The organism is Pseudomonas sp. FH1 (genome assembly GCF_000510895.2).
GTDB classification, from domain to species: Bacteria; Pseudomonadota; Gammaproteobacteria; order Pseudomonadales; family Pseudomonadaceae; genus Aquipseudomonas; species Aquipseudomonas azotoformans_A.
This window is the reverse complement of sequence record NZ_AOHM01000076.1, coordinates 1-22,509: the sequence shown is the minus strand read 5'-3', so window position 1 is coordinate 22,509 and position 22,509 is coordinate 1. Positions and strand designations below refer to the sequence as shown.

The following is a 22,509-nucleotide window of genomic DNA, read 5'->3' as shown; positions in this document are numbered from 1 at the left end:
TCGCTTCATGGCGTACGTTTTGAGGGAACAAGTCCATGGTTACTTTTGCGCTTTTCAAAAGTGACCCGCTGTAAGAGCGGAACCAATAGTGGCCATCACTCAAATAACGGATATGTACTCAATCAAAACCCCACCCCCTGCAACGGCAACTCATAAGACTTCTTAACCGTCCGAACCACCAACGTAGAAGAATAAGTCCGAATCGGAATATCCCGATAAGTCTCCAAAAACCGATAGATATACTCAGTATATTCAGCAGCATCCCGAAACTTCGCCACCATCACAAAATCAAACTCCCCCGTCATCAAGTAGCAGTCCTGAATCTCCGGATGACCAGAAAGTATGTGCTGCATCCTGCGATCAATATCATTGCTGTCCCTGTCCAGCTTGATCAGGAAAAACGCCGTCACCTGGATCCCCAACTTGCGCTCATCCAAGACCGCCACTTTCGCCTTGATAATCCCCACGCTCTCCATCCGGCGAATCCGCCGGTAACAACTGGTGGAAGACAGCCCCACACTGTCGCTCAACAACTCCAGGCTCTGGTCGCAATCCTTTTGCAACTTGCCCAGGATCTTCAAATCCATGGCGTCTGTCATCGGTTCTAAATCGTCCTTGAAAATTGCAATGAATCCGTCGCATTGACGGGCCAATTTGCACAAATCCTGCGCAGTGGCTAGTTAACATCGATTCAGCTTAGCAGCCTGGCCAACACCTGGCCTCAAGGCGGCATGAGAGGGATCTTATGATAGTCGCGAAACCGACATGGACCGCTGATATCCAAGGACTTTTCAGCGCACCCTACTGGATACCCGCCAGCCAGCGCGCCGCCGTTGCGGCCACTTGGATCGGCTGCATGAATGCCTACGATGTGTTCCTGGAAGACCCGGCGTCAGTCAAGACCTGGTCGGAAACCATCTACCAGCACCTCGCCTCGCGCAACATGCCGCTGACCAGCGACCAACAGCAGTTCTGGCCCATCGATGCCCTGGAAACCTTCCGCCTGTGGGTCAACCAGGGTTGGCGGCTGGACAGCATCTCGCCGTTTGACCTGGCCGAGCGCATCCCGCCACCAGCGCTGCCGCACCCGGTCAAGCGCGTACGCCAGGACATCCGCTCGCTGAGCGCCGACGAACTGAACCTGTACCGCGCCAAACTGGATGACGTGATGCGCATCAGCGACCCCGACAGCGGTTCGCCCTGGCAGCGTTACGCCTACATCCATACCAACTGGTGCCTGCATTACCAGGAAGCCTTCGCCCTGTGGCATCGCGCCTATCTGCTGTACCTCGAAGCGTTGATCGACTGCGCGATCCCTTACTGGGACTGGATGGCCGCCGACGCCAGCATCGACGGCAGCCCCCAGGCCGGTCTGCCCCAGGCGTTCCTTGATGAAACCTATGTGCACCCGCAGACCGGCGAAGTGCGGCGCAACCCGTTGCGTTATGCGGCGGCCAAGGACGGCTGTTCCAAGGTGTGCGCCACCGCGCCGGTCGGGGACGTGGATTGCCTGTATGTGCAGCGCAACCCGCTGTTCTATACCCAGGGCGAGGCCTTTCGTTTCGAGCGCACCCAACTGTATGGCATGAGCCGGATCTTCCAGCAGCAGGTGGTCGATGCGCTCACGTTCACCACGTTCAGCCAGCCCCAAGGGGTGCCGGGTTACCCCTGGGCCAACATCACCAGCTTCGACCCGCCGCAACCGAATGACCTGTATCCCAACCGCGCGCTGAATTTCGACGGGCTCTACGAGCAGCCCCACGATAACTACCACGGCTGGATCGGTGGTGACATGGCCGACAACGCCTACACCGCGTTCGACCCGGTGTTCTGCTCCTACCACGCCAATATTGACCGCATGCTGGAAGTCTGGATCCGCGCCAACCCGGCGGCGCAGTACACCACCCAATGCCTGTTGCAGCCCTTCGCTGGCCATCAGGCGGCTGAGGTGAGCTTCACCAGCGCCGACGCCTGGCGCTACACCACTCTGGGTGACATGGCCCAGGACAGCCGGCACATCGGCTACGACTACGGCACCCCGGTGGCCCCGCAGTTCGGCGCAGCCAAGGCTGCGTGCTGCCATCAGCAAAAGGCTGCCATCACCGGCCCCTGGGTGGTGTTCGATCACGTGCGCTGCACCCACGACACTTACCTGATCGACGTTTTCCTCAACCAACCGGACGCCACGGCGCAACACGCCAATACCGACAACCCGCATTACGTCGGACGCTTCAGCCGCATCGGCATGGGCCTGGTGGACGACAAGGGCCGCTGTATCACCCAGGGCGTCTCCCGCGCACTGAATGCCGCGCGCAACGCCCAGGCGCTGAACCTTAAACCGAGCGATACAGCGCAGTTATCGCTGATCGTGACCCATCCCGATACTGGCCAGGTATTGACGCCCGATGCATACGCGCCCCTGCCTGGCTTTATCGCGCAACTGGTGTGGGACGACCCACGCCAAACCTCTGCCGGGCCCGCTCCGGGTGCCGGTTGCTGCTCCACTTCCACCACCGCCAATGCTGGAGAACCGACATGAGCACGCCCTTCACCCAATTCACCTCCCCGGCCGAACAAGCCCCCAAGGACTACAACAAGCTAGGCCTGGAAAACCAGTTGCCGACCTTCGAAACCGACTGGAACAACAACGTCACCGGCTGGACCCAGATGTCGGTGATCGGCAACCCCTGGTCCAACCTCAACGACGCACCACGCTCGGGCTACTACAACCCGATCGAAAGCGGCTACGGCACACAGACGCCAGTGACCATCACCTGGCAGCCCTTCCCCAACCGGCTGTGGACGTTTTTCTATAACAATGGCGCCGCCGTGGTCCCGCAACTGGGTGGCAAGGCCATGACCCTGGACCAGGTGATGCAGTTGACCGATCACGGCCAGATCACCCTCAACAACACCCTGTATTCGCTCTACCCGGACCCGAAGGCGACCCAACTGCAGATCCCCAGCGTGCTGTGCAAGTCCATCAACTGGAACGGCCCCTACGCCGACTTTTCACCTTCGGGCCCAAGGGGCTGGCTGGATGAATACTGCGAGTGGTCGATCACCCGCGACCCCGACGGCAACATGCGCAGCATCATGTTCACCAGCGAGAACCCGGCGTATTTCCTGACCATGTGGAACATCGACCCGCAGGCCGTGCTGGGGCTGTACAAAGCCTATGTCGACCCACAAGTGAAGATCGAAGACCTGTACCTGCGCTATACCGCCAACGGCCCGACCGGCAAGGCCGGTGACCCGGTGCTTGACCCCACCACCGGCCAGCCCGCCTACGACACCGTGAACAAATGGAATTCCGGCACCGTGCGTATTCCCGGCGTATCGGGCGGCGCGATGCACCTGACCTCCGGCCCCAATACCTTGAGTGCCGAAATCTACCTGGCAGCGGCGGCGACTATCTTGCGCCCGCTCAACAGCAGCCGTAACCAGCAAAGCCTGATCTGCTGCGCCCAGTACGGGCAGAACTACCGCAACTCCGATCCGCATATCGGTTATTCCGCCAACCAGGAAGCCGTGAAAGCCCTGATTTCCTTGACCAACCCCATCGGCCTGTACCTGCAACAACCCAAGTCCTTCAGCACCTGGAAAGGCCCGCAAGGCCAGAACGTGAGCAGCTACTGGCGCATCACCCGTGGCACCGCCGGCACCGGGCCGAACAACTCCGACCAGATCCTGCAGGCGGTGTTCGAGGTGCCGGCCAGCGCGGGGTTCTCGATCAATGACATCACCATCAACGGCACGCCGATTGACTACGTGTGGGTGATCGCCAACGAGCTGAATGTGGCCTTGAGCGTCACCCCGGCACCGCTCAGCGGCACACCCAAGGAGTGCGATTGCGTGGCGGCCAACAATACCGATGCGCAACCCTGGCCCGTGCAGTTGCTGCCGATTGACCTGTTCTACGGCCAATCCCCCAGCGACTTGCCGGCCAGCTTTGCGCCCGGCAGCTCAGGCCAGTTCGTGCTGGTGGTGCAAGGCGCCGACCCGAACACCACGGCGGAGGATGCACGGGTGCAGTTCTCCAACCCAGGCATCACGGCCCAGGTCACGCAGTTTCTGCCGGATGCTTCGGCGATTCCTGGGCAGACCGACAGCGGCGGCACCCAGGGCTACATCATGACCGTCACCGTCAGCAGCAACGCGGCGCCGGGACTGGTCAGCGTGCGCGCGCTGAACCCCAGCGAAGCCGCCAACCCCAGCGCCACCCAGCACCCATGGGAAAGTGGCCTGGCGCTGGTGCCCGTCGCCTGAGTGCCTGCCGGCCGCCCATGCCTGGCGTGGGCGGCCGCCTCTTGAGTCTTGAGCAAGGAATGCGACCATGAACGGATGGCTTCGCCCGCTGCGCCGGGCACGCTTGAATGTGTTGTGCTGGATCACCTGCGCCCTTCTCCCCTTCGCACCCGCACCGGTCAGCGCGGCGTCAGATGCCCAGAGCTGCGTCAGTCAGTTGGTGTTCGACCCCACCAGCGGCGGCTTCCTGCCGGTGAACAACTTCGGCACCGAGCAGGACTTTCTCAACTGTTTCGGCTGGCAGTTGTTCATCGCCATGAACTGGCCGGTCAACCCCGGCTGGCCAGCCAACCCGAGCCTGGCCGGGGAGCCGGACACGCAAAGCACCGCGGCCCAGTTCGGCGTGCCGCCAACGCCCGGCCAGCCCATGAGCAATGCCCCGGTGTGGGCCAGCTACAAGGATGCCAGCGAGATCTTCCTGCCCGGGGCGCCCAAGCCCTCCGGCTGGGGCGTGGAAACCCGGGTGCCGTCCAATTGCACCGCCACCGGCAACCTCAAGGCGTTTTCCACGGGCGCGCGTAAATTCATTACGGCCACCTCCGAAAGCGCGATCAACCGCAAACACCGCTTCCACTTGTCCAGCGGCACCCAGGTGACCTTGCCGGATTCGATCATGGAGGCTTCCGGCGGCTGGCTCACGGACCAGTCGGGCAACCTGGTGTTTTTCGAGCGCAAGGTCGGCAAGGCCGAGTTCGACTACATCGTCGACAACGGGCTGTACGACGCCGCCAACCAACTGATCGTTGCGCAGAACAGCGACAACCGGCACCCGGCCGGCCTGTCACTGCCGGCCGGCAAACTGGTGCGCGAGCTGCCGGCCCAGGCGCTGCCCCAGGAAGAACTCGGCGCCCTGGAACTCAAAGCGGCCTGGCGCGTACTCACCAACAAACCCGAGCTGTACGGGCGTTACCTGACCACCGTCGCCTGGCTGCAACGCCCGGATACGCTGCAATGCACCCAGGAAGTAGTGGGCCTGGTGGGCCTGCACATCATCAACAAGACCCAGACCCAGCCGAACTTCATCTGGACCACCTTCGAGCAGGTCGACAACGTGCCCGACGGCGGCGCCACCCCGCCCGGCGGCTACAGCTTCAACAACCCGGCCTGCACCGGTGACACGTGCACGCCCAACGTCGCACGGGTGCAGTGCGATGCCACCCACACACCGCCCAACTGCACGCCCCTTGATCAGCCGGTGCAGGCCACGCGGGTCAATGCCACGCCCCAGGACATGCAAGCGCTGAACACGGCGGTGCAGCAGACTTTCGCGCAGAAGACCCAGGGCCAGTCGGTGTTCCAGTACTACAAACTGGTGAATGTGCTGTGGTCCAAGACGCCCAACGCGCCCAACGATCCAGGCCCTGGGCCCAACGTGAAGGTGCCGCTGTCCTATGGGCCGTTTGTCAGCGACCAGAGTGTCGTCGTCGCCAACACCACGATGGAAACCTATGTGCAGAGCGACAACTGCAACGACTGCCATCAGTACGCGACGATTGCCGGCGGGTCCAAACTGGCGTCGGATTTCTCGTTCCTGTTCGGCAATGCCGACTCCGCGAAAAATACGCGCCTGATCAAACGCATCGAGGCGTTCAAGACCCTCAAGGACAATCCGTAGCCGAGGCAAAAAAAGGGGCGATCAGTGATCGCCCCGAACAGTACAACGAGAGGTCCTTTCCAAAGTCTTACAGGCTGATCTGCTTACGCTCCTCATCCGTCAGCCGCGCCCGCGCCTGTTCACTCAGCGGCCCCGCGCCCAGTACCTGCACTGGGCTGTTGGGGTTGTAGCCAGAGGTTTTCTGCGCCGGTGCAGGCTCCTGTGGCAATGGCTCGCTGCCGAGGCTCAACACCTCAACCGTCATGATCGACGGCCGGCCCTGCTTGGCCGCTGCCTGCTGGCTGCGCGCCGCGTCTTCCGCCGCCTGGGACGCCGCCGCCCCGGCCGCGCTGGCCGAACTCATGGCGTTGGTGTTGACCGCCGCAGACACCGGCACCCCGGACGACTTGCCCTGAGTCTGGATGTTCGCCGCGTTCACCACACGCAAGGCGGCGATGTTGACGTTGCCCGACACACGAATGCCCGCCTCGCCCGCATCGATGGTGCCCAGCGGCGCGATCAGGTCGATGTCCCCCGCCGGCACTTCCGGAATCGGGTTGAGCGTGGCGATCCCCGCACCGGTGCTCGGCACCGATGGCGACAGGCCGACGTTGCCCCAGTTGTCATAGACACGCTTGGGCGGCGTGTAGACCACGGTGGTCTTGGAGCCGCGACCGGCGTTGATGTCGCCCTCGGCGGTCCAGCCCATGATCGAACCGCCAAAGGTGGTCATGATGCGGCTCTGGCCGAGCAGGATGCTGCCCAGGGAATACAGCTGGATGTCCCCCGCGCCCTGGGTGATCACACCTGCTGTCGACGGCGGCGCCGTGCCTTCGATGCCGAACGTCTGGCTGCCGCCGGGGGTGAGCATCTGGATCGAGCCACCGAAGTTGGTGTGCACGCCCGCGCCGCCGAACATTGTGATGTCGCCTTTGTAGGTGACCGGGTTGCCGGCCACGTCCTTGTCCGGGAACAGCGCTGCAATCGCCTCGCGGCCACGCAAGTAACTGCCCTGGCGCACGCTGCCCTCCTGGTTGTACTCACGGCCAGCGGCCTTGAGTTCAGCGAAGTACACATCGCGGGCAAACACCCGTTGCTGTTCAGCCGGCAGCGCCGTGTAGTAAGCGCGGGCCTGAGTGGTGTCGCCGACAAAACCGAAGCGCTCGGCCAACCAGCCGACCAGCTCGTTTTCGTAGGTCTTGGCCACCTTGCTGCCCTGGAGCGACTCGCCCGGCTGCGCCAGGTTGACCGGGTTCAGGTAGGCCTCGACGAAACGAAGGTAATCCGGGCCGTTGGGGCCTACACCGGCTTGCATCACGATACTGGCGCCAGGGCGGTTATCGCCTGCGGCCACCGCGCCGAGGCTGGTAATGCCGACTTTGTCGTCCATCAGGATATTGCGGCCGGCACTGACTTCCAGGGTGCCCGGCCCTGCGACGTTAAAGCTGCTGAAGAGAATGTCGCGGCCGGCGCTGACGATGGAAACATCGGTGGGTCCGTTGTGCATGAACAGATTACCGACGATGCTGTATTCGACAGCCCCCGCGTCACCACCGCTGGCACCGCTCAATCGTGTACCACTGCCGACGATGTCTCGCCCGGCCGACATCCACACCGCACCTGCACCTTCATGATAGGTCTGCCCAAAACGCGGGTCAGTCGAGGTAGTAATGGTGATCGAACGCCCGCTGTTGACACCCAGCAGGTCACCGGTCAAGGCATAGAAACGCGCGGGCTCCAAGGCATCTCCCCATGAGGTGCTGGCAGTATTTGCACCGAAAGCAAACAGAGGCGCAATGCCACCCAGTTCGGCGCGAACAGCATCCGTGGAAGCATTACCGTCCACAAGACGATAAACGCCGGACACAGGGTTTTTTACGTACCCTTGGAACGCTGGGCGCAGAATCGTCGCCAGGGTATCCGCAGCGGCGCTGGAGCGGCTGATGGTCAAGTCACCGCCATAGATAGAGTCCCCCGCCAACAGCTGCAGTTGACCCTGCGCAGACGGCGCCAACACCAGCGCTTTGAGCGGAGGTGGAGGACTGGTGTTGAAGGCCGAGGCACGCCCGTAATACAGGCTGCCGTTGGCGGCTACCGCGCGTAATGTGGCGGGATACACCGCAGCCATATCCGATTCAGTGGTGTCGGTCAGCGGCGTGAGATTGCCACCCGCGGAGAACAGGTCGATTGCAGTGCCAGGGGTCCACAGGCTGAACCATGTCTGCCCCACCCCCATGACCCCATTGTTGTCATACGCCCACGTATTCATCTGTGGCGCACGCCCCGGATCCGCGACATCCTGCAACACCAGATCACCGCGAGTGGCCAGGCTGAAGGTCGCGTCACCCGGCATCAAACTCCACCCCCCGGCCGCCGTGGCAGAGGTTGAGCGTATCGAATCATAGGCGCGTGTCTCACTGGGGCTCTGATTCTGGGGCTGGTTGCCATAACGCAAGGTCAGGCTACCCAGGGCACCGCCCGTCAATTGAACATGCCCGCGCAGATCCACCACCGCGCCGTTGAGATGGCCCGTTGTGATTTGACTGCCTGGGTTCACGGCCCCACCTACCCGAACATTCAGATCGCCACCCCCGGTGAGCTGCAGGCTGCCATCCGCCGCGACACGGCCAGTGCTGCCCACCGCCAGCACCAAACCTTGGCTACGGGCGTTGACGTTCACAGGTACAAAACCCGTGGCCAGTGGCCTGATGATCCCGGCATCGCCGCCGACGTCGACATTCAGGTTACCCCCGCCCAGCGTGCCGAACCCGGTGAAACCGAGCATGTGATCAGGCGCATTGTTCAATACATAGTTAGGGGTATAAGCGCCAAAGTTGATCCACCAGGCGGTTGCCTTGGCCTGGCTACCCGACAGGCCGTTGCCTTGACGCCACAACCAAGCGCCTACGTTGGCGGAGTCATAACCCACATCACCCGCGACCGGACGCCCCAGATCCCCAGCCTCACTGGTGATGTTCCCCGTCAGGTTGCCGCCCGTCTTCACCAACAAATTCCCCCCGCCTTCCGGGAACCATTCGCTGGACGCACTCGCGGCGGAGCTGCCGGCGGTATAGACGCCAAACAACGAATCCATGCTCAGGTCGCCCCCGGCCAGCAATTCGAGGTCCGCCGCGCCAGTGCGGATCACGCTGAAACGCGGGCTGCCGCCCGCCACCAGGTTATTGACTGACGAGTGACTGTCCGCCAGGCGCAGATTGCCTGCCTGTGGATGGGGCTGCAGCAGGCGGCTGTCCGCCGCCTGGGTATCGGCCCCGGCCACCAGACGCATCGACCAAGACTGCGAACCCTCTGGCAACATCGGCGCCACTGCCCAAAGCTTGCCCTGCCCCCCCGCACGCAGGTCTACCGACGCGACGCCACCCGGCAACTTGACGTTGGTGCCCACTGGCAACAGCGCCCCACGCGGCAGCAGCTTGGCACCACTGAGGGTCACCGTCGCGGCGCTGCCCAGTTTCCCCGGTAACGGCACGCCTGCCGGCCAAGTCATCACCCGCACACTGGTGAGACTCACCAACACCGTACCGGCATCCAGGATGCTGCCGCTCGGTAAGCTCACGCGTGCGGTCAATATCGTGCCCGCCGGGTACAACACAGTGCCCGCGGCATTACGTACAGCACCCGCCAGTACCGTACCGGCCGGCAGTGCCAACGTCGAATTGAGCGTCACCGCCACCGGCAACCGCGTACCGATAGGCAGGCTGCGGGCCTTGATCGGCAGGTCGAAGTTGAGAATCGTGCCGCCAGGGAACGTGGTGCCGTCCGCCAGGGTCACGCCGTCACCCGGCACCGTGATCGTACCGCCGGTGTAGTCGATGCCGGCACGCAGCACCCAGCCTTTGTCATCCGGAGTCGCCCCAGGCTCTGCAAAACCGTCGTTGATGCTGCCGTAGATATTCAGGTCACCGCCGGCACGCAAGGTCAGGCTGCCGGCCTCGGTCACTGCATGGGTCGGCGACGTGAGGCTGGCGTAGCGATAGCCGGACAGGTTCAGGTCACCCTGCACCACCAGGTCGCCATCCGGGGTTTTGCTGATGATTTCAACGCCAGGGCGCAGGTGGAAGGTATCGCCGTAAGTGGCGTTGTTCAGGCCGGCCAGCTTGTTTTGCAACAAGTTTGTGTTTTTCAACGCCTCAGTGATGAATGTCGTGCTCAGCCCATGGATGTCATTCAAGTAATCCTGGGTGATTTCCTGATACGGCTTGCCGCTGGCAGTCGGATTAGTCTTGGTTGGCGCGTCGTCGTAGGTGACCATGCCGTTGAGGTTGATCGAGCGCGCGCCCACGATCGTCAGGTTGCCGCTGGCGTCGATCGCAATGTCGTTGGCGCCCAGGCGCGGTGCATTCAGCTCCAGCGTGCCGCGATTGCGCCCGTCATTGCCGGTGGCGGTTTCGGTGCCATGGCGCACGTCGATGCGCATGCCATCGGCCAGGGTCAGCTGGCCGGTGCCGGAACCCAGGACCACAGTGGCGCGGTTCGGCGAGTCGATGATCTTGCCATAGCTGTCCACGCGTAATTGCGTGCCATGGGCGTCGAGCACAGCGCTGCCATCCAGGGTCAGGCCGTTCTTGCCGGCCAGGTTGATATTGCCGACGCGCTCGCCGCTGGCGTCCACCCGGCCGGTCACGCGCAGACTGCCATTGTCCACCGAGACATTCACGGTGTTGGCCTTGACGTCGTTACCGATGATCAAGTCGCCCTGCTTGAGTTGGAAACTGCGCGCACCGTACACCTGGCCTTGGTTGAGGCGCTGGTTGAGGGCGGCGAATTGGTCGCTCAAGCTGCCACTCCCCCCCAAGTGCTGGGCCTGGACCTCCACCGCACCTGCCTGGTACGGCACCAGGGTGCCGCCGGCATCGTAGTAACCGCTGCTGCTGCCAAGGATCTTGCCCGCGAGGTCGACGGTGCCGGCCGCGCCACCGACAGCCACGGCGCGCAGTTTGCCTGCCTGGTTGTACTTGGCCGACAGGTCGATGGTCGAACCCGCCGCCTGCAGCACATTGCCCTCGCGGCTTTCCAGCAACACGTCGCCGCCGGCGCTGTATTTGGTCAGATCATTGAACGCAATGTCCCGGCCGGACACATCAATCGATGCGGTATCGGTCAGCACTACATCACCACGGGCGCCCAAGGTGACTTTGCCGCTGGGCAGTACCACCGCGCTGGCCACTCGCAGGCTATCGCCCTGCAAGGACAACTCGCCCCCCAGGCCCTCCACCTTGCCCACCGGGCCGGCCGAAGCACTGATATCAATCGCACCACCGGCGGTGATTTTGTTCACCGAGCCGGCCTCACCCGTCATCAACGGGGTCAGGATATTCAGGTTGCCGCCGCTGTAGGCAAAGCCCTTGACTTTGTCAAAGGCGCCCTGGCTTTGGTACACCGAGAGGCTGCCCTTGTGATTGGCCGTGATGCGATCACTGGCCTTGAGGTTGACGTTGGCAAAGCCCAGGGCCAGACGGTCCAACGTCGCCGCCGTGCTGCTCTGGGCAAACGCGCCATAGCCGAATTCGATGCGCTCGGCGTTGATATCCAGGCGCCCGTTGCCAGTGCCCGCACCGCCCGCCACCACCGTGCCAGGCAGGGCCTCGGCGCCTTGCCAGATCAAGTTGGCAGTGCGGATGGTCGCCACATCACTGGCGCCTCCAGAACCGTAAATCGCTGGTGTGGAGAGCATCAGGTTGTTCAGCAGCGACTTGCCGGTAACTGCGTCATAGGTGTCCAGGGTCGTGGTGCCATAGAAGTTGAAGCTGTCCCGTGCCGACAACTGCAAGGTTTCCAGAGCCGGTGCGCCAAATTGGGTATCGCCGCGCAGCAGGCGGTTGAGCACGTCTTGGGTGAGGACCAGGCCCGCTGGCAGACGATTGGCCGCCGCCGCATCTGCCAAGGCTTGCGGGCTGCCGACGTTGATACTGGTCAACCCCAGGTTGAGGTGGCGGGTGCCGTAGCGCACCTGGTCACTCATTTGCAGGGTGCTGTCGGTCAAGGCGACGATACTGCCTTCTGAATACAGAGCCGTTTGCCCACTGCAGGGCGCACTGTTGCAGACCCCGATCTGGATACCCTTACCCGCCAGCGGTTGCGTCTTGGCAACCACATTGAGCAAGCCATTGGACACCGCCAACACGTTGGCCAGGTTGTAGACAAAGCCATCGCGCGCGTCATAACTGGCCTTGCCACGTCCGATGGTATTGATCGAAGCGCCCTGCTCCACCACGATGGATCCGCTGGAGGCCACCAGGAACACCTCCGGCGCCGCCAAGGTCGCACCGTCGCGTAGGATAAGGGCGCCCGTGGTGCCGCCGGCCACTTCAACGTAGTTACCACCCTGACCGTAAACGACGACAGTCATCCCGCCGATCATCAAGCGGGCAGCTCCCAATGCATTGAGGCTTTCCGCATCTAGGGTGACGCCGCTGAACCCGTTGCTAACCTGCTTGCCTGGCCCGACGATTTCGATGTCCTTGCCAATTGAGCCTGTGTTCATCACCGACACGGTGCCGCCGAAACCGCCCGTGGCGGCTTCAAAGCGCCCGACGCCCTGGAACGAAAACGCATCTGCGCCCGCACCAGCTTGCAGGGCCAATTGCAAGGTCTTGGCATCCACCGGCAACAATGGCCGTGGCACACCGAGCCTGGCGGCATCGGCCATGGCGAATTGCGCATAGCCGGTTTCGTTGTACTGGGAGTAGCGGCGCAACGTATCGGCGGACGTCAGGATCACTTGGCTCGCGATGCTGTTGGCGATCCCGGTATTGGCGATAGACAGACGCCCCGCCGTCGACCAGGAGCCGTTGCGCATGGCCTGGGCCAAGCCTTCACTGCCGACGCCGGCCAGGCCGTTGATTTCTACTCGGAAAGCCCCCGGCATCAAGGCATAGGTGGACGGCATCAAGGTATAGGTACCCGCCGCCAGCCCAGGCACGCCTGCGCCTATCGTGATTTGCTGGCCGATCAGCGGGTCGACTGCGCCGCCTTCGGGCGCCACCGGCGCGTAGCCCGGTTGCGCGCCAGGCACAATCGCATAGATCGGGTTGGTCGCCAGCCCCGGCAGCACAAACCCGCCGTTGGCACCGAACTGCACCAACGGGTTGTAGCGGGCGTCCGTAGAGCCACCACGCCCGGAGACAAACCCGGCGCCGAGCAGTTCGCCACCGCCGGACAGATCCAGGGTGGCGTCAGGTAGCACCGCCACTGACTGCCCGCCCATGATCACACCGACGCTCAGGCCAGCGTTCGCGTTCAGTTTGCCGCCCTGGCCAAGAAAGGTGACGGTCTTGCCGTTGTACTGATAGATCTGGCCATCGGTCGTCCCGCCGTAAGGCAGTACCAGGCCCTTTGCGCTCACCGAGGTGAGGCTGCCGGGCAACAGTTCGACCTTGCTGGTCCCCCGATTGCCGATTTCGATCAATCCCAACGGCGCACGTACCACCCCACCCTGCTTGACAGTGGGGCCGCCCAATAGCAAGCGGCCGAACGCCGAGTACGGTATGGCAGCGTTGCCATTCCCGGCGTGAGCGATGGTCAAAGTACGGGTTGGATCGTAGGAGAAGCCTCCAGTGGGGTCGCCACTCAGGTAGCCCGCCAATACCCGCGCCCCGACTTCCGTCGCTGGATACAACTGCGCCGCGCGCAGCGTCATGTCCCCCTGGGTCATCAGTTGCGTACTGATACCTGTGGCGATCACATCCGCCCCCGCTCCGGCCAGAAAGCGCAGGTCGCCCTGGCTGGTCAGTTGCACATCATCGAACCCGCGACGGTCGACGTTGACCAGGCTGGTGTCGCTCAGCGGTAGGTTACTGTTATTGCCGAACAGGACATTGCCGCGCACATCGATCAGGTTAGCGTTTGCCGCAAACAGCGCTTGGCTCGTGCGCTGCGACATGCCGGTGGTCAATACCGGGTGCAGATACTGGTCCTTGGCTTCCAGCGGCTCAAGGATGCCCGCCAGTAACAGGTACGGCGCCGACAGGTTGATACGTGAGTTGGCCGCAGCCTGCTCTGTCAGGCCCATGGCGCCGCTGTAGAGGCGCAGGCTCTGGCCCATTTTCAGGGATACGTCACCGTCGAAGCCCAGCATTCCGTCGCTCAACACAGCGAGGTTGTCGAAACCGCCAGCGCTGACCTGGTCCACCCCAAGGCGACCATGGCCATATTCCAGGCTGGCGGCCGCCGCGTCGGCAGTGTCCGGCAATGTGCTGCCCTGGTGGGTTTGGCTCAGTACCAGTTCGCGAAGGGTAAGCACGCGGTCGGTGACCGCATTCTTGGCATAGTAAGGACTTTCCAGGGCCACGGACAAACTGCCCCCCGCCGCACCGGCGCCACCGGCACGGGCGAAGAAGCTGCCGTCCAAATACAGGCCGTTGTTGGACGCGAAGCTGATGCTGCCGCCATTGCTGGCCACCTGCACCCGACCCTGGCCTGGAACATCCAGCGCCGCCTGGGTACCGGACGCATCCAGGCGTGCGCCGTCGCGCACCACCACAAACAAGTCGCTGGCCTTGGCAATGCCGGTGGCCAGGTCGATGTCGCCGCCGATGCTGATCTTGCCGCCATTGCGCACCTGGCCGTAGACACCGCCACGATTGTTCACCGCCGTGAACACGCGGGAGGCGACGTCGATCAGGGCGTTCTCGCCCACCCAGATCGAGCGGCCATGGCCAGCGGCGTTGACCGCCTCGGAAGCCTGCACCGTCAAACCGCCGAGGCTGACGCTGCCGCCCCAGGCATTGAGGGTACCGTCCAGGGTCAGTTGGCCGACGCTGCGCAGGTTAATGCCCTGGCCGGGGTCGACGTTGATGACCGCGCCCTTGCCCACGCTCAGGGCGGTGGTTGCCAGTTCGGCGGCTGTTGAATCGCGATGGCCGGCAGTCAAGGTCAGGCTGGCACCGCGACGCTGGGTCAGCACGCTCTTGACCGGGTCTTCCTGGTAAAGCGCCGGTGTCCAGCGCTCCAGGGCCGTTGCCGGATCGGTGCCACTCGGTGTGGATGACGTCTGCTGGCCCAAACGGTAGACCGGTGTGGTCACATCCACCTGGGTACCATCGGTGACCAGCAGCCCTTCGTTGCCGGTGATGTCGTAGGCGGAGAAGCCCTTGTTGAAAAAATCCCCGGCCAGTTTCAAGGTGTCGGCGGCGGGCACCGTGGCACTGTCGCCGATCTGTACCTTGCGCGCCTGCAACGCCAGGGTGCCGCCGCCCGTGACGCCGTAGCCGCGAATCTCACCGCCTAGCGCCAATGCAGCGAGGGACGCCAAGGTCACGTCTCCGCCTTTGCCGCCGATGAGCTTGCCATCCACACCAAGGGTAGCGCCGGAAGAAGCGTCTACCACACTGCCGTCTGCCAGGTTCACATTGCCGGTGCCACGCAGCGATATTTTGCCGCCATTGACATAGGCCACGCCGCCGGTATCGGCAGGGTTCAGTGGCAGGTTGTTCCAGCGCCCGCTGGCGTCCAGTTTAACGCCGCTGGCGAGGTTGACAGTGCCCGCCCCCGCCACGATGGCATCCTCAACGGCCCCGCCCTTGAGCGGGTTGACCTGGCCGAGGATATTGCCCGCATTGAGACTGCCGCCATGGGCGGTCAGGTTCGCATTGATATCAACCCTAGGTCCAAACAGGGTGATATCACCGCCGTCCGCCACCTTGAGCGCGCCGTTGACGGTGATCTGCTGCGTGGCGCCGACCTTGATCGCACCCAACTGGTAACCGTTGAGCTGGTCACTGTCGAGCACCATCTTGCCTTGGCGGTCCGCCGGCAAGGCGGTGGTGAGGTCCAGACCGTCGGCGATTTTCTGCGTATTACTATCGATCAGCACCTGGTCGGCGGTGCCGCTGAGGGCATAGCGCAAGGTGCCGGTGGTCTTGTTGTAGATCGGAATGTACTGGCCGATGATCAACTGCGCCCGCCGGGCCATGGCTCTCTGGGATTGCTGGTAACCGTCAAGGTTGATGTTCGGCGCCTGGGTCTGGCGGTCGCCCTGGAACACATCACTGATCACCTGGCCTTCCAGCACCGCGCTGGAGGTGCCTATCACCAGCTTGCCGGCGTCGCGGCCCACGGTGTAGCCGGCCTCATAACGACGTTGCGGCGCAATCAGCGGGTTGTAGTAATACTCGGTTTGGCCCCAGCGCACGCTGTTGTCTTCATAGCCTTTGTACAACCCCGAGTAGAGGATGTCGCCCGGCGCCTTGGACAGTTCATACAACCGGCCATTCGGGCCCTTGAGCCAGGTCTGCTGGATATAACCGGCCTGCACATCCACGGTGCCGCCGGACAGGTTGATCTGCGCGCCCTGCTGGGTCACCACATCGTTGCCGGTAAAGGTCACGGTACCGCCCTGGGCCATCCATTCGCCGACCGAGTGGCCCTGGGTGCCGAGGTAGCCACCCACCTCCAGCAGGCCGCCAGCGGTGTACCAACGATCCGTCGCATAGCCGTTGGTGCCCGCTGGTACAAACACCAGCTCACGCAGGTCCACCCACACATCGTTGTTGATCAGTTGCCCGCCGTCTCGGTTGACCGGTGCATCGCGCTGCTCGTTGCCCTGCACGTTGATCTTGATGTTGTTGGATTCCATCGACACCTTGACGCCGACCGCACCCGACACATCGATCATCGCGCCATCGCGCACCAGGCTGCGCCCGGTTGCACTGACCGCCACCTGGCCGCCGGTGGCGAGGGTGATCGAGCCTTTCTGGAAGTCAACCGTACCGCCGCTGACGATCTCGATGCGTGACTGGTCAGTGCGGTCCGCCACGGCGCTGAGGTTATTGAACTGGCCGGTGATCAGGTTCGCGGGCGTGCCGTCGAGCTTGAGCAGGCCGTTGTCCTTCTGCCCGTTGAGCGCGGTGCTGCCACTGCTGTCCAGCAGGATCGCGGTGGTGCTGCCCTCGCCCAGGGTCACGCTGCCGGTGCTGTCGGTGGCGGAGTTGAGCAGGTGAATCGTGCCGCGTGTGTCCACCGAGGTGCTAGCCAGGGCCACGCCGTTTTGTTGCACCTGATGTCCGGTCAGGGTGATGTCGCCGGTGGAGGCCATGATCAGACCGCTGTTGGTGACTTTGCCGGCGCTGCTGCCGGCGTTGAGACTGGTCGCCACCTCGTTGCCGCGCGTGGTGGAGCGGTCGTTGCCGGTGGTGCCGACGCCCTTGCGAATGTAGAAGCTGTCACCGGCGGCCAGGGTGGTCTGGCCCTTGGCGGTGATGATAGTGCCGGCGTTTTCCACTTCCGCGCCCAGCAGCAAGGCGTAGCCGCCCGCTTCGGTAGACGTGGCCGGGTTACGGGTCTGGATCACGGCGCCGCGTTGCACCTCGACTTTGCCTACCGCATCGGTGAAGGTCGGCTGGCTGCCGTTAGCGTCGACGTAGAGGCCGCGCTGGGTGAACTGTTCGTCGGTGATGGTCGCTGCCGCCGCCACCAGGTTACGCACGTTGACCTGGCTGGTGCCGCTGAATACCACGCCGTTGCGGTTCATGATCATCACCGTACCGGCGCCATTGATCTGGCCCTGGATCTCGCTGGGCCGCGCGTTGGGGTCGTTGACGCGGTTGAGCACCGCCCAACTGGACTGCTGCTGGAAATCCACGGTGGTGTTGCGCCCGACGTTGAACGTCTCCCAGTTGAGGATCGCCTTATCAGCGGTCTGCTCGATGGTCACCGTGGTCTTGCCACCGGACTGGCTCTGGGTCGGGCCCTTGGCGTTGGTCCAACCCTGGGTCAGGCCGTTGTCCACTTGCAGGCCACCCTTGCCCAGGCCATCGGGAATATTCGAGACCTGGCCGAACGCCGCCTGGCGCCCCGCCGCTTGCGCAGCCTGCTGGGCCGCAATCGCCGCGACGCTGGTGTTCAAGGTGCTGATGGAGCGCGACAACTGCTGCTTGACCCGCGCCTGCTGGTTCAACGATGGAATCCCCGGCACCTGGCCCGCGCCAGTGCGCGCCGCCGTGGCCGCCTGGGACGCGCCCTTGTCGGCAAACCAGCCGGAACTGAACGCTGTGGCCGCCTGGGCATTACCCGCCACCATCAACAGCGCAATGGCATGGGCCAACGGCTTGAGGCGCAGGACAGTCGCTTGGGCTTTCAGGTTTACCGGTGATTTGCAGCGGACCATCTGGAATCTTCCTTCTTTGTTTTAGCCCAGGGGCAAGACAACCTCACGTATGAGGGTTAGGCGGTTGGCGAGGGGCGCGACTGAACTTCTGTCATGGAAAGTTCACATCCGGCTGGTAACGCGGGACAAAACGACACAAACGCAAAAATCAGCAACGGCACAGGCCGTTGCTGATCGGGTGTTACAGGTCGGTGAAAACTTGGGTTACAGCGGACGACCTTTGCCGTTGCAGATGTTGGTGTTGCCGATGCTCAGGTCGCTGCTGGCAGTCAGGAAAGTGTCGGTGATGGCGGTTTTCCAGTTAGCTGGCAGTGGCACGAAACGGTTGGCCGAAATGGCGGCGTCGTTGTTGGCGGTTGCGCCGAAGTGCTTGGTGAAGAAATCACGCACTTGGGTGGTCTGGCCGGCGTTGGCGTAGCACTGGCTGAAGATCAGGTTGGTGAAACCGAGGATTGGGTAACCCGAAGTCGGGTAAGCCACAACGCCGGCGGTACCCGCTTTACCGAACACCGGAACCCAATTGTCCTGGTTGGCGCGGATGCTGGTAGGGCTGGTGGCAGGCACCTGTACCAGGCCGATGGCTGCCGAAACGTTATCAGGCGCTGGCGACACACCTTCGATGCCGTTTTCTTCGTCTTTACCTACGCGAGCAACCTTGGTGGCGTCGTCCAGGCCTGCCAAGGTGGAAGCAGCGTAGTCAGGGCTCATGTAGGTGATGCGGCCGTCGCTGGCGGCCAGGGCAGTCATCACACCCTGGCTACCGGTAGCCGATACAGCACCTGCAGGCAGGCCGCCGGCGTAGCTGGAACCGAACGAAGTGGTGATAGCGAAGGCGCCAGCCTCGGTGCACTTGGCATTGAGGAAGCGGGTGAACAGCTCAGTTGTGCCGCTGCTTTCGCTGCGGTAAACCACAGTGATCGGGCCGGTACGGTCGGCGCCGGAGATTTCGCTCCAGTCAGTGATACGGCCGGAGAACACGCCGCACAGTTCCTGGACGCTCAGGTCAACGTTGGCATCGCCAGCCTTGTTGAACGGAATGGCAACCGACGTGGCCACCGAAGGCACCTGGATCAGCTTGCCCCAGGTAGGTTGCTTGGCAGAGGCGTAGGTCGACAGTTCAGTCGCGGTCAGCTTCGAATCGCTGCCAGCCCAGTGCACGTTCTTGTTAGTCACGCCAGCCACGAACTTGGTGTAGTCGTTGTTCAGGAAGGCAGCCTTGCCGTTGCCGCTGCCCACGCCGATGTAAGGGGCGAAACCGGCAGTGAGTACGCCGGCAGTCTGGTACAGCGGTTGTGGCAGAGTTGCGCCGCCGCCGTTTACGTCAGCGAATGCAGCCTGTGCCGAGCACAGTGCAGCGAGGGTCATGGATACCGCGAGAACGTTGCGCTTAAACATGAAGAATCTCCTTTCGTCGTGTTTGTACGTTTGGGGTAGATGGCTCTTGCATGACGCCATGGCTTCGGTCCCAAGCCGTATTGCGGGGGTGGCTGGGGGTGAAAACCATGGAGAGAAAGTCGCAGTTTCCGATGACAGCTGTGGGAAAAAACCTCGGGAGGAACACCTTGATTTTTAAAAAGATTCTCGGGTGTTTTGGTCATGGTTTTGAGCGGTTTGGGCGCAGGTGACAGCAAGGTTTCAGCAACGGTCGAGGGCCCTGGGCTGGAGACAGCGCGGGCCGTGTGACGCGCAAGAAAGATGACGGAATGAGGAACCCGAGGTCGGTCGGGTGAGCTAGGTGACCAGTTGATTGATTTCAATGATCGGCAACAGCACCGCCATGACAATCACCAGCACCACAGCGCCCATCACCACGATCATCAGCGGCTCCAGCAACGCGGTCATGCCCATGGCCCTTCGCTCAATATCCCGCGACAACGTCTGCGCCGCACGCTCCAGCATCGGTGGCAGCGAGCCGGTTTTCTCGCCGCTGGCGATCAGGTGGATCAGCACCGGCGGGAACACTTTCTCCACCGCCAACGCCGGGGCCAGGTTGACGCCCTCGCGCACCTTGGCAGTGGCGTCGTTGACGCACTGGCTCAGGCGATCATTGGACAGGGTCTGCCGCGCCGCTTCCAGGGCGCGCAACAACGGCACCCCGGCACCGCCGAGAATCGCCAGGGTCGAGGCAAACCGCGCGGTGTTCAGGCCCAGCACAAAACGACCGATCAGCGGCAACCCCAAGACGCGGCTATGCCAATTCAAGCGCGCCACCGGGTTACGCAAATACAAGCGCCAGCTCCAGAAGCCGCCAACGATCCCGGCAAAACACAGCCAGCCCCAGGCGCGAATAAAGTCACTGGCGTTGAGCATCGCCAGGGTCAAACCCGGCAAATCCTGACGCGCCTGGGAAAACGCACTGACCACCTGCGGCACCACGTAGCTCAGCAGGAAAATCACAATGCCGATGGACACCAGCCCCACCACGCCGGGGTAGATGAACGCGGTGAGGATCTTGCCGCGCAGGTTATTGCGTTCCTCGATATAGTCAGCCAGGCGCTCCATCACCTGGGCCAGGTCGCCGGACTCCTCCCCCGCCGCAATCAACGCGCGGTAGATCGACGGAAAATCCCTCGGCCGCGCCGCCAACGCGTCCGCCAGACGCATGCCGCCGCGTACGTCGGCGCGCACAGCGGCAAGGGTCTGGGCGATGTGTTTTTTCTCGGCCTGCTCCACCGTGGCACTCAAGGCGGCTTCCAACGGCAGGCTCGCGCCCAACAGGCTCGCCAGTTGCCGCGTGGCCCACGCCAGGTCGTTGTCCGATAGTTTGGCGGTGAACAGGCTGCTGCCAGCCGCCGTCTGCTGGCCGCCTTCGATCTGCACCAGCAATGCCGTCAAACCCCGGCTACGCAGGTTGGCAAACGCCGCGCTCTGGCTGTCGGCCTCCACGTGCCCAGCCTCGACTTTGCCGCTGGCATCGGCGGCTTCATAACGATAGCGATTCATCAGGCGTCCCGTGTCACACGCAGGATTTCTTCGGGCGCTGTGGCGCCGCTGCGCACCCAGCGCTCGCCGTCTTCACGCATGCTGAACATCCCGGCTCGGCGCGCGGCCAGGCGCAGGTCCTGCTCGTTGGCGCCCTGGTGGATCAGGCTGCGCACATCGTCATCGACGCAAAACAATTCATGGATACCGGTTCGGCCGCTGTAGCCGATCTGGTTGCACTGCGCACACCCGACCGGACGCCACGTGCCCGGTGCGGCCGGGTCTTCCTGCTTGCAGTGCGGGCACAGGCGACGCACCAGGCGCTGGGCCAATACACCGAGCAACGACGAGGCCAACAGGAACGGTTCGACGCCCATATCGATCAGCCGGTTGACCGCCGACACCGCATCGTTGGTGTGCAAGGTCGCCAGCACCAGGTGGCCGGTGAGCGAGGCCTGTACGGCGATTTGCGCGGTCTCCAAGTCACGGATTTCACCGATCATGATGATGTCCGGGTCCTGGCGCAGGATCGCCCGCAGGGCCAGGCCGAAGGTCATGTCGATCTTGGCGTTGACCTGGATCTGGCTGATGCCCGGCAGGTCGTATTCCACCGGGTCTTCCACGGTGAGGATGTTGCTGGTGCTCGCATCCAGCCGCGCCAGGGCGGCGTACAGGCTGGTGGTCTTGCCACTGCCGGTGGGGCCGGTGACCAGCACGATGCCGTGGGGTTGGCGGATCAGCGTGTCCAGGCGTGCCAGCAATTGCGGTTCCATGCCCAGGGTTTCCAGCTGCAGGCGCCCGGCTTGTTTGTCCAGCAGGCGCATGACGACGCGTTCGCCATGGCCGGTGGGCACCGTGGACACGCGAATGTCGATGGGCCGCCCGGCTACGCGCAGGGCGATACGGCCGTCCTGGGGCAGGCGTTTTTCGGCGATATCGAGTTGGGCCATGATCTTGATCCGTGAGACCAGCGCGCCATGCAGGGCCTTGCGCGGCGAGACCACGTCACGCAGGGTGCCGTCGACGCGGTAGCGCACCACGGAGTGGGTTTCGTAGGGCTCGATGTGGATGTCGCTGGCTTCGTCGCGGGCGGCTTGGGTGAGCAAGGCGTTGATCATGCGGATCACCGGGGCACCGTCCTGGGTGTCGAGCAGGTCGGTGATTTCGGGCATGTCTTGCATGAGGCGGTCGAGGTCGACTTCGTTTTCGGCGGCGCCCACTACGGCGGCGGCACTGCCGGTGTCGGCGTAGGCGCTGGTGAGCAGGCCGTCGAGTTCGTCGTCGCGCACGTGTTCGATGTGGGATTGGCCGAATTGGCGGTGGACTTCGCTGATGGACCAGCCGGGGGTCGAGGGGCACACGGTTAGTAGGTGGCCGGCTTCGGTGGGGCGTAGGAGGATGCGTTGGGATTTGGCCCAAGCGTAGGGCAATAGGCTCATGAGTTTTGCCCTGGTTGTGGGTGTACATATCCGTTTTTTGGGTAACGGCGGCTATTGGTTCCGCTCTTACAGCGGGTCACTTTGGAAAAGCCCCAAAGTAACCAAAGGGCTCTTGCCCC

At 63.2% G+C, this 22,509-nt stretch carries 8 protein-coding genes; 3 read left to right on the top strand and 5 right to left on the bottom strand.

The features are described 5' to 3' along the window. Positions 1-122 precede the first annotated feature (122 nt). Complete coding sequence (locus tag H096_RS22010; protein WP_033901455.1) at positions 123-587, bottom strand: Lrp/AsnC family transcriptional regulator; 465 nt, start codon at positions 585-587, stop codon at positions 123-125. A gap of 158 nt (positions 588-745) precedes the next feature. On the opposite strand from H096_RS22010, the gene H096_RS22005 reads away from it, so the two are divergent. The 3 genes from H096_RS22005 (at position 746) to H096_RS21995 (ending at position 5,923) form a co-directional block, all read left to right on the top strand. Then, a complete protein-coding gene (locus tag H096_RS22005) occupies positions 746-2,539 on the top strand; it encodes a tyrosinase family protein (RefSeq protein ID WP_033901453.1) in 1,794 nt (597 codons plus the stop codon). After that, entirely contained in the window at positions 2,536-4,269 is a 1,734-nt protein-coding gene (locus H096_RS22000) for a hypothetical protein (protein ID WP_033901452.1), read from the top strand. The genes H096_RS22005 and H096_RS22000 overlap by 4 nt, the downstream gene beginning before the upstream one ends. Before the next feature lie 67 nt (positions 4,270-4,336). Beyond that, the gene (locus H096_RS21995) at positions 4,337-5,923 is read left to right on the top strand and encodes a hypothetical protein (RefSeq protein ID WP_082461751.1); all 1,587 of its coding nucleotides are present in this window, start codon (positions 4,337-4,339) and stop codon (positions 5,921-5,923) included. A 67-nt stretch (positions 5,924-5,990) separates the two neighbouring features. Here H096_RS21995 and H096_RS21990 read toward each other — a convergent pair whose 3' ends face one another. The 4 genes from H096_RS21990 to gspE form a co-directional block, all read right to left on the bottom strand. Then, complete coding sequence (locus tag H096_RS21990; RefSeq protein ID WP_033901451.1) at positions 5,991-18,029, bottom strand: filamentous haemagglutinin family protein; 12,039 nt, start codon at positions 18,027-18,029, stop codon at positions 5,991-5,993. Between the two features lie 204 nt (positions 18,030-18,233). Next, positions 18,234-19,424: a substrate-binding domain-containing protein gene (locus tag H096_RS21985; RefSeq protein WP_033901450.1), complete on the bottom strand. Its 1,191-nt coding sequence runs from the start codon at positions 19,422-19,424 to the stop codon at positions 18,234-18,236. A 336-nt stretch (positions 19,425-19,760) separates the two neighbouring features. Further along, complete coding sequence (gspF, locus tag H096_RS21980) at positions 19,761-20,972, bottom strand: type II secretion system inner membrane protein GspF (protein WP_033901449.1); 1,212 nt, start codon at positions 20,970-20,972, stop codon at positions 19,761-19,763. Then, positions 20,972-22,390, bottom strand: coding sequence for a type II secretion system ATPase GspE (gspE, locus tag H096_RS21975; RefSeq protein WP_033901448.1), 1,419 nt, complete (start codon positions 22,388-22,390; stop codon positions 20,972-20,974). The genes gspF and gspE overlap by 1 nt, the downstream gene beginning before the upstream one ends. Positions 22,391-22,509 lie beyond the last annotated feature (119 nt).

Excerpts from the sequence above, each read along its gene's own strand:
- H096_RS21995 (WP_082461751.1), top strand. The coding sequence starts at position 4,337 with ATGAACGGATGGCTTCGCCCGCTGCGCCGGGCACGCTTGAATGTGTTG.
- H096_RS22005 (WP_033901453.1), top strand. The coding sequence starts at position 746 with ATGATAGTCGCGAAACCGACATGGACCGCTGATATCCAAGGACTTTTC.
- H096_RS22010 (WP_033901455.1), bottom strand. The coding sequence starts at position 587 with ATGGATTTGAAGATCCTGGGCAAGTTGCAAAAGGATTGCGACCAGAGC.
- H096_RS21985 (WP_033901450.1), bottom strand. The coding sequence starts at position 19,424 with ATGTTTAAGCGCAACGTTCTCGCGGTATCCATGACCCTCGCTGCACTG.
- gspE (WP_033901448.1), bottom strand. The coding sequence starts at position 22,390 with ATGAGCCTATTGCCCTACGCTTGGGCCAAATCCCAACGCATCCTCCTA.
- H096_RS21990 (WP_033901451.1), bottom strand. The coding sequence starts at position 18,029 with ATGGTCCGCTGCAAATCACCGGTAAACCTGAAAGCCCAAGCGACTGTC.
- H096_RS22000 (WP_033901452.1), top strand. The coding sequence starts at position 2,536 with ATGAGCACGCCCTTCACCCAATTCACCTCCCCGGCCGAACAAGCCCCC.
- gspF (WP_033901449.1), bottom strand. The coding sequence starts at position 20,972 with ATGAATCGCTATCGTTATGAAGCCGCCGATGCCAGCGGCAAAGTCGAG.